This window comes from Buchnera aphidicola (Tuberolachnus salignus), assembly GCF_900016785.1.
GTDB classification, from domain to species: Bacteria; Pseudomonadota; Gammaproteobacteria; order Enterobacterales; family Enterobacteriaceae; genus Buchnera_F; species Buchnera_F aphidicola_M.
Genome location: NZ_LN890285.1, coordinates 38,787 through 53,541, shown reverse-complemented (window position 1 = coordinate 53,541; position 14,755 = coordinate 38,787). Strand labels below are relative to the sequence as shown.

The 14,755-nt window shown below is 19.5% G+C and carries 13 protein-coding genes and 2 tRNA genes; 6 read left to right on the top strand and 9 right to left on the bottom strand.

Translation table 11 applies throughout. From position 1 onward, the window contains the following. Positions 1–180 precede the first annotated feature (180 nt). From BTSPAZIEG_RS00235 to fliF, 5 genes are all read right to left on the bottom strand, one after another. Positions 181–633 carry a hypothetical protein gene (locus tag BTSPAZIEG_RS00235; RefSeq protein WP_075472312.1) on the bottom strand — a complete coding sequence of 151 codons (453 nt, stop codon included), beginning with the start codon at positions 631–633 and terminating at the stop codon, positions 181–183. Between the two features lie 7 nt (positions 634–640). Further along, a complete protein-coding gene (locus tag BTSPAZIEG_RS00230) occupies positions 641–2,023 on the bottom strand; it encodes a FliI/YscN family ATPase (protein ID WP_075472311.1) in 1,383 nt (460 codons plus the stop codon). A gap of 1 nt (position 2,024) precedes the next feature. Beyond that, the gene (locus tag BTSPAZIEG_RS02145; protein WP_419865541.1) at positions 2,025–2,456 is read right to left on the bottom strand and encodes a FliH/SctL family protein; all 432 of its coding nucleotides are present in this window, start codon (positions 2,454–2,456) and stop codon (positions 2,025–2,027) included. A 320-nt stretch (positions 2,457–2,776) separates the two neighbouring features. Then, complete coding sequence (locus BTSPAZIEG_RS00220; RefSeq protein ID WP_075472309.1) at positions 2,777–3,409, bottom strand: hypothetical protein; 633 nt, start codon at positions 3,407–3,409, stop codon at positions 2,777–2,779. A 6-nt stretch (positions 3,410–3,415) separates the two neighbouring features. After that, positions 3,416–5,089 (bottom strand): flagellar basal-body MS-ring/collar protein FliF, encoded by a 1,674-nt coding sequence (gene fliF / locus BTSPAZIEG_RS00215; protein WP_075472307.1) that lies wholly within the window; start codon positions 5,087–5,089, stop codon positions 3,416–3,418. Positions 5,090–5,271: 182 nt separating this feature from the next. Here fliF and BTSPAZIEG_RS00210 point away from each other — a divergent pair, with 182 nt between their 5' ends. Further along, entirely contained in the window at positions 5,272–5,580 is a 309-nt protein-coding gene (locus BTSPAZIEG_RS00210; RefSeq protein ID WP_075472305.1) for a flagellar hook-basal body complex protein FliE, read from the top strand. A 196-nt stretch (positions 5,581–5,776) separates the two neighbouring features. On the opposite strand, the gene gltX is transcribed toward BTSPAZIEG_RS00210, so the two are convergent. Further along, positions 5,777–7,210 (bottom strand): glutamate--tRNA ligase, encoded by a 1,434-nt coding sequence (gene gltX, locus BTSPAZIEG_RS00205; protein ID WP_075472303.1) that lies wholly within the window; start codon positions 7,208–7,210, stop codon positions 5,777–5,779. 110 nt (positions 7,211–7,320) lie between these two features. Here gltX and BTSPAZIEG_RS00200 point away from each other — a divergent pair. Both BTSPAZIEG_RS00200 and BTSPAZIEG_RS00195 read left to right on the top strand, forming a co-directional pair. Further along, a tRNA-Val gene (locus BTSPAZIEG_RS00200) sits at positions 7,321–7,393 on the top strand. 15 nt (positions 7,394–7,408) lie between these two features. Then, a tRNA-Lys gene (locus tag BTSPAZIEG_RS00195) sits at positions 7,409–7,481 on the top strand. A gap of 2 nt (positions 7,482–7,483) precedes the next feature. Here the strand turns inward: BTSPAZIEG_RS00195 and ligA are convergent. Continuing rightward, entirely contained in the window at positions 7,484–9,517 is a 2,034-nt protein-coding gene (gene ligA, locus BTSPAZIEG_RS00190) for an NAD-dependent DNA ligase LigA (RefSeq protein ID WP_075472301.1), read from the bottom strand. An 84-nt stretch (positions 9,518–9,601) separates the two neighbouring features. On the opposite strand from ligA, the gene BTSPAZIEG_RS00185 reads away from it, so the two are divergent. After that, positions 9,602–10,099: a hypothetical protein gene (locus BTSPAZIEG_RS00185; RefSeq protein ID WP_075472298.1), complete on the top strand. Its 498-nt coding sequence runs from the start codon at positions 9,602–9,604 to the stop codon at positions 10,097–10,099. Positions 10,100–10,123: 24 nt separating this feature from the next. Here the strand turns inward: BTSPAZIEG_RS00185 and BTSPAZIEG_RS00180 are convergent, their stop codons facing one another. Further along, positions 10,124–11,356 carry a hypothetical protein gene (locus BTSPAZIEG_RS00180; protein WP_075472296.1) on the bottom strand — a complete coding sequence of 411 codons (1,233 nt, stop codon included), beginning with the start codon at positions 11,354–11,356 and terminating at the stop codon, positions 10,124–10,126. 52 nt (positions 11,357–11,408) lie between these two features. Continuing rightward, entirely contained in the window at positions 11,409–12,434 is a 1,026-nt protein-coding gene (gene tsaD, locus BTSPAZIEG_RS00175) for a tRNA (adenosine(37)-N6)-threonylcarbamoyltransferase complex transferase subunit TsaD (protein ID WP_075472294.1), read from the bottom strand. 125 nt (positions 12,435–12,559) lie between these two features. Here tsaD and rpsU point away from each other — a divergent pair, with 125 nt between their 5' ends. Next, positions 12,560–12,775, top strand: coding sequence for a 30S ribosomal protein S21 (gene rpsU, locus BTSPAZIEG_RS00170; RefSeq protein WP_075472292.1), 216 nt, complete (start codon positions 12,560–12,562; stop codon positions 12,773–12,775). A gap of 79 nt (positions 12,776–12,854) precedes the next feature. Further along, the gene (gene dnaG / locus BTSPAZIEG_RS00165; protein ID WP_075472290.1) at positions 12,855–14,615 is read left to right on the top strand and encodes a DNA primase; all 1,761 of its coding nucleotides are present in this window, start codon (positions 12,855–12,857) and stop codon (positions 14,613–14,615) included. The last annotated feature ends 140 nt before the right edge of the window (positions 14,616–14,755 follow it).

Sequence of the window (14,755 nt, the reverse complement as noted above, 5' to 3'; positions counted from 1 at the left end):
TGATTTTTTACAAAAAAATTTTATTAATTTTAATTTTTTTATATACAAAATTTTTCCTTATTAAAATTTAAAAAATTTTTTTTATATATAATATTATATAATAACATATTTTATAAAGTTAAACTTTTAAGATTTTATTTTAATACGAAATATTAATAATTATTATTATAATAAAAAAAATTATTTTTTATTAATTATCTGAAAATGTTGATAAAGCGTTTCTTCTATACGATTTTTTTTTAAAAAAAAAATTTTTTTTTTTTTCTTAAAATATTTTTTTTCTAATATGTTCCATTTTTTAAAATGCACGAAGATACTCTTAATTTCATTTAAAAATTTTTTATTTTTTTTTTTTAAAATTTGAATTTTTTTTTTTTGTTGTACAATAATTTTTTTTAATATATCAAAAAAAAATTCAAAAAATCTTAATTGATATAAAAAACATCCAAAATTAATTTTTCTAAAAAAAATTTTTTTATATTCAAACAAATATTTTTTTATTTTTTTTAATTGCAAAAAATACTGTTTTTGAAGTGCTAATGATTTAGAAAAAATAAAAAATTTTTTTTGTAATTGTATTTTTTTTTGTTCTTTTAAAATTATAATCAAATTAATTGTTGAATTTATTTTCATTTCATATTTAACGAATTTTTAATTTATTTAATAATTTTTCTAATTGTATAATAGATGTACGATAAGAATAATTTAACAAAAAATCTTGTTGTAAAAATTTTTCTAAAAAAGGCCAAATTTTAATAGCTTGATCTAATAACAAATTTTGACCATTTGTATATGCTCCTAAAGTAACTAAATCTTTATTGGTATTATAACATGAAATTAACTTCTTTAAAAAAATTGAATTTTTTAAATGTTCTGGAGAAATAATTGAAGACATTAATCGACTAATAGAAGTTTCAATATCAATAGCTGGGTAATGTCCCGAATTAGCTAATTTATCAGATAAAAAAATATGTCCATCTAAAATAGATTTTGAAATATCTAAAATTGGATCATTATCCATATCTCCTTCAGTTAAAATTGTATAAAAAGAAGTAATAGTTCCTAATTTATTTTCTGAATTACCAGTGCGTTCAATTAACTCCGGTATTTTAGAAAAAATAGATGCTGGATAACCTCTAGAAATAGGAAAAGAACCTAAAGATAACGAAATTTCTCTATATGCAATTGCATATCTAGTTAAAGAATCACAAATTAATAAAACATTTTTATTTAAAGAACGAAAAAATTCTGCTAATGAAGTAGCATAAGAAGCAGCTTTTACTCGTAAAATTGGCGGAGAATCTGCAGAAGACACAATAATAATAGATTTTTTTAAACTTGTTACGTCTAAAACCTGACGTACAAAATCCAATACTTCTCGATTACGTTCTCCAATTAAAGCAATAATAATAATATCTACAGAAGAATGTCGTGTAATCATTCCTAACAATAAACTTTTTCCTACTCCAGGTCTAGCAAATATTCCAATTCTTTGGCCCCGACCAATTGTTAATAAACTGTTAATTGCACGAATACCGGTATCAAAAATTTTATTAATAGGTTGACGTTTTAAAGGATTAATTTGTTTATGATAAACAGTATTATATACAACTTCTCCTTTAAAAGAACCTAATGTATCTATAGGAATCCCTGTACTATCTAAAACTCTACCCAACAAACCATTCCCAAATGGAAAAATTTGTTTATTTTCAAAAAAACTTTGAGAATTATTTTTTATAAAAACTCGCGCTTTAGGGAAAAAATTATAAGTACAATCAAAAGCTATTAAAAATGTTTTTTTTTCTTGAAATCCAATAATTTCACAAGTAACCAAAAAACGTTTAAAATTTTTAAAACATTCTATATAACATATAGATCCAATTTCATGATGTAATCCAACTACTTCTAATACTAAATCATTAATACTAATTAAATATCCCGAAAGTATAAAATGAGGTAAAAATTTTATTTTATTTTTAAAATTATCCAATTCATAAAACCATGGATTTTTTTGAAATATCATATTATTTTTCCTTTTTTAAACCAGAAACACAATAAATTTGATTCCAAATCGCGGAAGTCGTAGAATCAATTTCGCATTCTTCAGTAATAATATAACAACTGTATATATCTATTTTTTCATCAATAATAATTTTCCAATTATACTTTTTAAAATAAAAATAAAATTTTTTTTTTACTAAAACTTCATTTGTAGGGTGAATTTTAATTTTAAAATTAAATAAAGAACATTTAATTGTTTCTAAAATTTTTGAAATTTTTCTTAATACAATACTCTTATCTGTTTTAATAACATCTAAAACTAAAAATTCTGCAATTTTAATCGAAATTTTTAATAATTTTAAAGAAATTGTTTTACTAGATATTTCAAAAGAATCTTTAAAATTTTTTATAAAAATTTTTAATTTTTTAACATCATCTTTTAAAAAATAATTAATATATTTTTTTTCTATTTGTTTAAGATTTTGAGAAGAAATTTTTTTTTTTTCTAAAAATTCTGAAGAAAAATAACATTTTTTATAACCATCAGAATATCCATCTTTATATCCTTTATAATATAAATTAAAAAATTTTTTATATTTTTTTTGTTCTTTTTTTTTTTTTTCTAAATTACAATAATTTTTAGACGAAATTGTAAGTATTTTTTTATCTTCTAAAATAGAAGGTATCCATTTTTTCCAATTTTTTTTTTAAAATTTTTCATTTTTAATCCGTTATAAAGTTAAAAATATAAATTAATTTATTTTTTTTTAAAAAATTATTTTTTCTTTTTAAAAGAATCTATAAACTTTAATGCATATTTTTTGCCTGAGTCTACAGTAGAAATCACATTAAATTTTTTAAAAATATCATCTAAAATTTTATTTAACATAGATAAACCAAATTTTTCTATACCAGAAAATTGTTGAATATTTTCAAAAATTTTAATACGTTTTTTTTCATGAAATAAAAAAAATATTTTTAAAGATAATTTTTTATTTAAATAAATTAATATAATACTAATAATAGAAATAGGTTCATGTTGTATGGCCAAAAAAATTTTCATGCTATCAAATGTATTTAAATAAAATATTTTATTCATAAAAATGTTTTTTAATTGATAAAAAGTTAAAATTTTTTCACTTTTTTTATCCCCTAAAGAATGTTTTAATAATGAAGAAACTTGATTAAAATTTTTAAAATTATAAACATGATAAATTTGAGAAATTTGTAAAAATTCTTTTAAAATTTTCTCAAAATTATTTAATAATTTAAAATCTATTTTTAACATTTCTTCTGTTAAAATCACAATTTCTTTTTGATCAAAATGATTTAATATTTCTGAAACTTTTTTATTATCTAATAATAACAAAAAAATTGCTATTTTTTGTAAAACATTTAATTGTTCCATAAAATTTTAATTATCCATTTTTTTAAACCAAACTCGAATAATTTTCGCAATTGTTTCCGAATTCATTTGTAAAATTTTATTTTTCATTTCTAAAACTTTATCATGAGAATTTTGAACATTTTCTTTTTTTAATATATTAACATCATTAGATTTTTGAAATATTTTTTTAGAATTTTGAGAAACATCTAAAACTTGTGTTTTATTTTTAATCTTAAAAACTTTTAAAAAAACTTTTAAAATTTTATGATAAAAAAAATAAAAAATAATAATTAATGTTAAAAAAAAAATTATTATTATACTATTCGCAAAAAAAACATTTTTTAAAAATAAAAAAATTTTCGTAAATGTACTTATTTTTTTTTTAAAAAATAATGTATTTAATATTTTAATAGTATCTCCTCGACTTGCAGAAAAAGGTACGATAGATGTAATAAAATTTTTAATCGTCTGTAATTCTAAATTTGTAAATGGTACTAAATCACCTTGAGAATTTTTATAATAATTTAAAACAATTTTTATTGATAATTTTTCAATATCATCTATTACAATATTATTCTGAAGATTATTCTTATTATATAAATATGAAATATAATTATTTTTTTTCTGTTTGTTTGTTTGAATTTTTTTTAAAAAAAAATTTGTTTTTTTTTTATTAAAAATTTTTAAATTTTCAAAAAAATTTTTTGAATTTTGAAACTCTTTTCTGTTTAATAAATTCTTATTATTATAAATCGATGCATTTTGTGAAAGATTAAAATTATTTAAATAATCTGGAACTAATGTTAATAAATTAGGATGCCTTTTTTTATGATTAAAAGAAACATTTTTTTTTTTTGATTGTAATGGTAAAAAATTTTTCGTTTCCACTATTACCTGTACTATAAAATTTTTTTCACCAAATAATGATTTTAAAATTTTAATAAGATAATTTTTAAATTTTTTTTCTATTTGAAGATTATATAATTTTTTAAAATAAAATAAATCATTATTTTTTAAATTTGGAAAAATAGTATTTAACATATGTCCAAATTGATCTACTATAACGATATCATTATATGTAAGTCCTGGTACACTATTTGAGATAAATTGTACAATTGAAGAAATTTGTAAATGATCTAATTCTTTTTTTGAGTTTAATGATAATAATACAGAAGCTGAAGGTTTTTTCTTTTTTTCAAAAAAATCTGACTCTTTAGGTAAAGATAAGTGTATACGAGCATTTTTAATTGGATACATTAATTGTAAAGTTTCAGATAATTCTCCTTCTAAACCTCTTTGATAATTAATAGTTTCATTAAATTGACTAATTCCAAATTTTTCTTTATCAAGAATTTCAAAACCATGTATTTTTTTAAAAAAATTTTTTTGATCTGCCAATTCAAAACGGATAGTTTGAAATTTTTTTTTTGGAACTAAAATAGAACCTGTTTTTTCTTCTAATTTATATGGAATTTTTAATTTTACTAATTTTTTTATTATTTCACTACCTTCTATATCAGTTAAATTTTTATATAAAATTTTATAATTATCTGCTCTAAACCAAAAAAAAGATACAATAATTATAGTAAAAAAAGATGTTAAAAAAATTAAAAAAAATTGAATATTTTTTAAAAAAAAAACAATAAAATTATTATAATATTTTTTTATATTTATAAAAAACAAATTTTTAAAATTTATCACATTTCTACCCTCTAAAAAAACAAAAATAATATATAATAAATCATAATTTTAAAAAAAATATTTATAATGTCAAAAAACACTTGATATATTTTTAGTTTAAAATATTATCATGATATTTAAATATAAAAAAATATAAAATTTAAAAAAATTTATTAATTATTTTCTTTTGGAGAAAAATTAACATGAAAAAAATTTATATCAAAATTCCAGAATTTTTTAAAAACAAACTTTACAATCAAAAATTACAAAACATAATTTCAAATCCTAAAAAAACTTTTAAAAATTTTTTAACTAAAGAAATTAATCAAAATTATTTAAAATTTTATAAAACAGAAAATAATCAAAATGATGTAACTTTAAAAAAATATATCGCTCACAATTTAGATAAATCATTAGATATGAGTCAAAAAGGAATTTGGATGAAAATTTTAGTTCAATTACGAAATAAAATTATTAACTCTTTTCAAGAATTAATGAATATTCCTTTATAAAAATTTTATTTATATATAAAAAATATATTTTGCTGGAAACACCAGCAAAATAATTTTTTTCAAAAAAATATAAATATTTTTTATTATTTTATATAATAAACATATTTTTTATAATAATTTAATTAACATTTTTTTTATTTAAATATACTTAATAAAAATATTACAAAAATATTTTAAAAAAAATTTTAACAATATATTAAATCAAATCTATTTTTTTTTTAAAAAAAAAATTTTCTAAATATGTAATAACAAAACTAATACGTTTTAAAAAATATTTTTTTCCTAATAAAAAGGAGATAATAGTTAAACTTGGAGTTGAAGTTTTTCCTGTAATACTAATGCGAATTAATTTAGCGAATTTTGAAAATTTTAAATTAAATTTTAACAATAATTGTTTAAATACATTTGAAACATTTTCAATAGACCAAAAAGATAAATTTAAAATATTTTTTTTCAAATTTAATAAAATTTTTAAATATTTTTTTTTACAATAAGTTTGAATATTTTTTTTAAAGTCTATATCAAAATCTAAAAAAAAATAATTATAAGATAAAATAAAATCTTCTATTGTATAATGTCGTTTCATAAAATGTATAATTAAATCTTTTAGAGGAAAATGTTTTAAAATTTGAATCTTATTTATAAATAAATATTTTTTAATATAAATCAATATTTTTTCAATATTTAAAGTATTTAAATAATAATGATTAAACCATAAAATTTTTTTCTTATTGATTATACTTGGAGATTTATTAATATTTTTTAAAGAAAAAAAAACTTTCATTTCTTTTAATGAATAAAATTCTTTTTTTTGATTTAACATTCCTAAACAAAATAAATAATTTAATATAGCTTCTGGAAGATAACCTTTCATACGATATTCTAAAATGCTAGACATATCATATCTTTTTGATAATTTTTGACCTTTAGGATTTAATATCATTGATAAATGAGCAAATTGTGGAATATTTCCTTTTAATGCATGAAATAAATTAATTTGACGTGGAGTATTATTTAAATGATCATTTCCACGAATAACATGAGTAATTTTCATATCTATATCATCAACAACGGCACAAAAATTATATGTTGGAGTACCATCTGTTCTTTGAATAATTAAATCATCTAATTCAGAATTTTGAATAATTATTTTTCCTAAAATTTTATCTGTAAAAGTTACTGTGCCAGTATGTGGATTTTTAAAACGAATTACATATGATTGATTTTCGGTAAAATTTTTTTTTTTATTTTTTCTACATTTTCCATCATAACGAGGTTTTTTACCTAATAATAATAAATTACTTCTTAATAATTCTAAACGTTCATAAGAACAATAACATTTATACGCTTTTTTTTTTTTTAATAATTTTTGAATTTCTATTTGATATTTTTGTAATCGTTGACTTTGATAAATTGGTTCTTTATTCCAATTTAAACCTAACCATGATAAACTTTCAATAATATCTAAAGAAGAATTTTTATTAAAACGTTGTTGATCAGTGTCTTCAATACGTAAAAAAAATTGTCCATTATATTTTTGTGCAAACAACCAAGAAAATAATGCTGTTCTCAAACCACCTAAATGTAAAAAACCTGTTGGACTTGGTGAAAATCTAGTTTTTATATCCATAAAAATCTCCTAAAATATATAAAAAATATTTAATATTTTTTATATTTTTTTAATAAAAAAACAAAAAAACATTGACTAACAAAATATCTGATTTACAATAAAGACATATTGGGTGATTAGCTCAGTTGGTAGAGCATCTCCTTTACACGGAGAAGGTCGGCGGTTCGAGACCGTCATTACCCAAAAAAAAATTTTATAGGGTCGTTAGCTCAGTTGGTAGAGCAGTTGACTTTTAATCAATTGGTCGCAGGTTCAAATCCTGCACGACCCACATTAAATAACATTTTTTTTTAATAAATTATTAAAAAATTCTTTTTCAGATAAAATAGTAATTTTTAATGATTTTGCTTGTTTAAATTTTTGACCATATTTTAAACCTATGATTAAAAAATTAATATTTTTTGAAATATAAGATTTTACAATTCCTCCATATTTTTCAATTATAGTACATATTTTTTCTTTTGACATTGTTAAAAATTTTCCTGATAAAACAAATTTTTTTTGATAAATCCATATTTTTGAAAAATCTTTCATATAAAAAGAATTAGAAAAAAAAGAAGAAATACATAATTTTTTTTTTAAAAAATAAATAATTTTTAAATTTTCTTTCGATTTTAAAAATAATATTATAGATGTAGCTATATTATGTCCAATTCCTTCAATTTGACATAAAATAGTATAATTTGAATTTAAAAAATTTCGAACAGATCCGAAAAAATTAGCTAAATTTTTTGAAACTACTTTTCCAACTAAAAAAATACCTAGAGCATAAATAAATTTGTTTAACATTACTATTTTAGATGAATTAATAGAATTCAAAATTTTTTTTGTAAGTATAATACCTATACCAGAAATTTTTTCAAATGATTGAATATTTAATTTATAAAAATCATCAGGTGTTTTTACACAACCTTTTTTTAATAATTTTTTAATAATTTTTAATCCTAAACCAGGCATATAAAGACCATTTTTTGAAACAAAATGTAATAAACGTTTTTCATTTTGAGCTTGACAAAAAAAACCTGCTGGACAATACATTAATCCTTCTTGTTCTAAATAAACAATTTTAGTATGACAAATGTTACAATAATATGGAAAAATAATTTTTTGAACTGTTATAGAACGTTTTTTTAATAAAACTTTTTCTATTTTCGGAATCACATCTCCAGCACGATATATTTTAACTATATCTCCAATATGTAATTTCAGTTCTAAAATTTTTTTTTTGTTATATAATGTTACTTTTTTAATTAACACTCCAGAAATAAAAACTGGTTTTAAAAAAGCGATAGGAGTTATTAAACCTGTACGACCAATCGAAAAATGAATACCGATCACTTTAGTTTCTACACTATGAGAAAAAAATTTTAAAGCATAAGCCCATTTTGGTGCTTTTTCAACGTATCCAATTTTTTTTTGTAAAATTTTTGAATTTACTTTAATAACAATACCGTCAATTTCATAATTTAAATCTAAACGTATTTTTGTTACCATTTGATAAAATTGAATAACATCATGTATTGTTTTACAAATTGAAAAAATTTTACAAATTGAAAAACCCCATTTCTTTAATAAAAATAGATTTTTATCATGTTTTTCTAAATTTAAAGAAGAATTAAAAAAATTACAACTATATGCAATAAATTGCAATTTTCTTTTTCGTGCTATTTCCGGATCTTTTTGACGTAAAGAACCAGAAGCTATATTTCTAGGATTAGAAAAATTTTTTTTTTTATGCAAAGAAGAAATTTTATTTAATAATAAAAAATCTTTTTTTTTAATATATATTTCACCTCTTACATCTAAAATTTTTGGTATTTCAGGAGATGATAAAACAATTGGAATATTTGAAATCGTCATAATATTAATAGTAACATTTTCACCACTATATCCATTACCACGTGTAACGGCATGTGATAAAATACCATTATGATATATTAAACTAATCGCTAAACCATCAATTTTCAAATCACAAAAATATTCTATATCATTAAAGATAAAAAAACGTTTTTTTAACATTTTATCATATTTTAAAAAATCTTTAATACTCGAACCACTTAACAAAGATAACATTGGTGTTTTGTGTTCTATTTCTGGTAAATAAGAAAAATTATTTTTTTTAAAATTATAATTCGTATATTTTAATTTTTTTTCAAACTTATTTTCTTTTTCTAATTTTTTTAACATCATACATAATTGATCATATTTATAATCAGAAATAATTGAAGAATTTAAAGTATAATATAAATAATCATAATATTGAATTTTCAATTTTAATTTTAAATATTTTTTTAAAAATAATTTCATTATGACACCATCATATAATAATTTTAACTTTAAAAAAATTTATTATTAAAAAATATATTTTTTTAAAAAAAAGGATACTTGAATATGAATTTTTTTCACAATTTTTTACAAAAAAAAAATAAAAAAAAAAAAACATTAAGTATTTATGCGCCAATTACTGGAAAAATAACAAACATATTTTCTAAAAGAAAAGAAAATAATAAAAATGTTTATCAAATAATTATTCAACCTTTTAAAAAAATTATAACTGCACCTTTTCAAGGAAAAATTTATCAAAAATTTTTTTTTAAAAAAAAATTTTTTATTTTTTTAAATCCATATCTAAATATTTTTATGAAATTAATTATTAAAAAAGATATTATTCAAAAAAACAAAAATTATCAATTTTTCGCTCCTGAGATTAATGTATATACTGGAGAAACAATCCTGGTTCTAAATCTTAAAAAAAATCTGATTTCTTCTTTTATTCTAGTAATAATAAATATTGAATTAAACAATTTTTCTCCAAAAAAAATAATAAAACCATATACAATAATCAAATCAGGACAAACTAAAATTTTCACTATAAAAAATATTTTTTAATAAAACATAAATCTTTTTAAAACATTATTCAAAAAAGTTTAAATGTAACCATTTTTTTAATACTTTACTACGTAAACGATTTAATTCTAAACGTATTTCAATACCAGTAAAATTTTTTTTAAGATGATATGTTTTAACTGTAATTTGTTGAACTACGTTAAACATAGCTAATAAAAGTTCTCCTAAAGACATTTTACATTTTCTTGAAAAAAAAGATTTTTCATAATTTTTTAAATATTTTAAATGTTTTAATCGTTTCGGTTTTCTCCAAAGATCAATAATGTTAAAAAATTTAACAATATCTTCAGATTTTTGGACAAAAATGTTTTGTAAAAAATAATAAAAACCACACATAAAAACTGAAATTTTACGTATTTCTGTTGAGACTTTTAATCTTAAACATAAAGAATTTACTATTTCCGAAGATTTTTTATCAAAAAAAATAAATTTTTTTGATGATATAGATTTAGGACATATTTTAGAAAAAAATTGACATAAATATGAAAATCTAATATTAATATTTTTTGTACAGTAAGAGATACGCGCTAATTCTTTAAAAATAAATTGTCTTAAAGACATGTCAATAGATGGAAATGAAACTAATGTAACAGGATGCAATAAATGAAAAATTTCAGGACACACATATTTTAAAGCCTTACATTGATCTAAAACCATTAAAAAAACATGTGGATAAAAAGATTTCAATCCTTTTTCCATTTCTTTCCAAATTCGATCAGGTAATAAAGTATTAATATTCCTAGTTTTACAAATTAATTTCATCAAAGACAAAGTTTCTTTTGCAATAAAAAATCCTAAATGAAATAAATTAGCAGAAAAACGCGCTACTCTAAAAACTCGTAATGGATCTTCTTGAAAAGCTTTTGAAACATGTCTTAAAACTCTTTTTTTTATATCTAAACGACCAAAAAAAGGATCAATAAAATTTCCTACTTGATCTTGAGCAATAGCATTAATAGTTAAATCTCGTCTAACTAAATCTTCTTCTAATGTAACTTTTTTGGAAAAATTTATTTTAAATCCAGTATACCCAACACCATTTTTTCTTTCTGTTCTTGCTAATGCATATTCTTCTCGAGTCAGTGGATGAATAAATACTGGAAAATCTTTTCCAACTTGCAAAAAATTTTTTTTAATCATTTTTTCAGGAGTACTTCCTACTACTACCCAATCTCGATCATGTATCGGTAGTCCTAACAAAGAATCTCGAATTGCTCCACCTACTAAATATATTTTCAAAACAACCTCTAATTTATCTTTTTAATTTTTTAAAAATTTTTTTTAAAAAAAATTATATTTGAGAAATTGTCCATTTTGGATTTACAAAAATTGAATTTGATACAAAAGAATGATATTTTTTTGATTTTAAATAACCAGTATATGCAATCATAGCGGCATTATCCGTACAAAATTTTTTTTTTGCAAAAAAAATATTTCCATATAGACTACTCATTAATTTTTTAAGTTGATATCGTAATACTAAATTTGAACTTACACCACCACATACTACTAAAGTATTCAAACCTGTTTTTTTTAATGCATATTTACATTTTAATACTAGAGTTTCAATCGCCGCATCTTCAAAAGCTTTAGCAATATTTGCTTGGTTTTGAAACGTTTTTTGACTAGTTTTAATAATGTTTTCAGTATAAGTACGTAAACCTGAGAAACTAAAATTAAAATTTAATGATTTTATCATTGGTCGAGGAAAATAATAATTACTTTTTTTCCCAAATTTTGCTAATTGAGATAATTTTGGTCCTCCCGGATATTTTAAATTTAATTGTTGTGCAACTTTATCAAAAACATTTCCTACCGCATCATCTAAAGTTTCTCCTAAAATTTTATACTTTCCAATTTCAAAAACATAAATTAATTGAGTATTTCCTCCTGATACTAATAAACTCAAAAATGGAAATGTTGGTTTATTTTTTTGTAACATAACTGAAAAAATATGTCCCTCTAAATGATTAACCCCAATACAAGGAATATTCCATGAACATGACAAAGTACATCCCATAGTGGCACCAACTAATAAAGATCCAATTAACCCTGGACCCGCTGTATATGCAATTAAATCAACAATTTTTTTATTTTTATTATATCGAACATGATATTGTAATTTTTTTATACTTTTCTGAATTAAAAAAATTAATTGATTTATATGTGATCGAGCTGCTAATTCAGGTACTACTCCCCCAAAACAAGAATGTACAATGTCTTGATTTAAAGTCTTATCATAAATTAAACCATGTTTATTATCATATATTGCAACTGAAGTATCATCGCAAGATGTTTCAATTCCTAAAACTCTCATTGTTTTTTCCTAAATATTATGCTAAAAATATATAATACTATATTTCATAAATAAACAATAAAAATATTTTTTTTAAAAAAAATATATTTATTTTTTATAATAAAATTTATCTTTTAAGGGAAATTATGCCTATTATTAAAATTCGAGACAATGAACCATTCGATGTAGCTTTAAGAAGATTTAAACGTTCTTGCGAAAAAGCTGGAATATTAGCTGAAATTCGTCGTAGAGAATTTTATGAAAAACCGACGACAAAAAGAAAACGTGCAAAAGCATCTGCTATTAAACGTTTAACAAAAAAATTAACACGTGAAAATTTAAAACGTGTTCGATTATATTAAAAAATTTTTTTAATTTATAATATGATATTTTTATTTTTTTATTCAATATTATATAACATTAAGATAAAAATTATCCAATATGACTGAAAAAATACCAAAAATTTTTATTCAAGAATTATTAGAACGAACAAATATCATAGATTTAATCGGAAATCGTATCATATTAAAAAAAATGGGTAACAATTATCATGCATTGTGCCCTTTTCATCAAGAAAAAACTCCTTCTTTTGTTATTAATAAAGCAAAACAATTTTTTTATTGTTTTGGATGTAATATATATGGAAATTCAATTGATTTTCTTATGAAATATGAAGGATATAATTTTTTAGAAAGTATTTATCATTTAGCTTCTTTACATAATTTAAAAATACCATATAAAAATTTAGATTCTTATGAAAAAAAAAAATATTTAAAAATTAATATTTTACATACTATTTTAAAACAAGTATGTAAAATTTATTCACAAAATTTATTTTATACATCTAATATTCATGCATTAAAATACTTATATCATAGAGGAATTAATAATTTTATTATAAAAAAATTTTCTTTAGGATATGCTTCAAATGATCAAACTCAAATCCAAAAATTTTTTAAAAAAAAAAAAATTAATACTAACATTTCTGAAGAAACAGGATTAAGTACAAACAAATTAATTTCAAAGAAATATGATCGTTTTCATCAAAGAATCATTTTTCCTATTCGATCTCAATATGGTAAAATTAATGGATTTGGAGGACGTACATTAAATAAAAATTTATTTCCAAAATATCTTAATTCTCCAGAAACTTTAATTTTTTCTAAAAAAAAAAATCTTTATGGAATATATGAATTATATCAAATTAATCCACATCCTCCTTTTTTAATAGTTGTAGAAGGATATTTAGATGTTATTTCTTTAAACCAATATAATATTCCATATGTTGTTAGCATTATGGGAACGAATTTAAGTGAATATCAAATAAAATCTTTATTTCAAATCAGCCCTAACATTATTTTTTGTTATGATGGTGATAAAATAGGACAACAAGCTCATTGGAAATCATTATTATCAATATTACCTTATTTATCTGATGACCGAACTATTAAATTTATAATTTTACCTAATACCGAAGATCCAAATAGTATCATTATTAAAGAAGGAACTCAAAAATTTTTATTACGCATTAAAAAATCACAAAGTTTTTATAAATTTTTTTTTAATTATTTTATGAAAAAAATACCCTTAAATTCTATTAATTCTAAAATAAAATTTAGTAAAACTGTTATACCATTAATTAAAAAAATTCCAGGAAAAATGATACGATTATATTTAAGAAAAATTTTAGGATATAAAATAGATTTTTTAGAATCAGAAGATTTAAATGCAATAATTAGTTTTAAACACAAAACGTTGCAAACAAAAAAAAAAATAATAAAAAGAACTACAATGAGATTATTAATAAGTTTAATTTTACAAAATCCTAAATTAGTAAAAAAAATTTCTAATTTAGAATATTTAAAATCTTTTCATATTCCCGGAATATCTATTTTTATTAAATTAATTCAATATATTATTCAAAGTCCTCAAATTAAAATAGGACAATTATTAGAATATTTTAGAGATACTCAGCATGAAAATATATTTAAAAAATTATTAAGTTGGGACAATATGATTGCATCTAATCAAATTAATCAAACATTTTTAGACCTATTACATAATCTTGAATTAAAAGAAATAGAATATCAATATAATTTATTAATCCTGAAAGAAAAACGTAAAGGACTAAGATTGTCTGAAAAAAAAAAAATATGGAATTTTAATAAAATGTTAACTTCTACTATACAAAAAAATAAATAAAAAATATTATATTTTTTTCTATTTTTCTTGAAAATTTTTAAATATAGTATTTTATTAATTTTATATATATTTTACATTAAAATACTTATATATATTTTAAAATATTATATTAATATAATTTAACGTTTTATAATCAACTC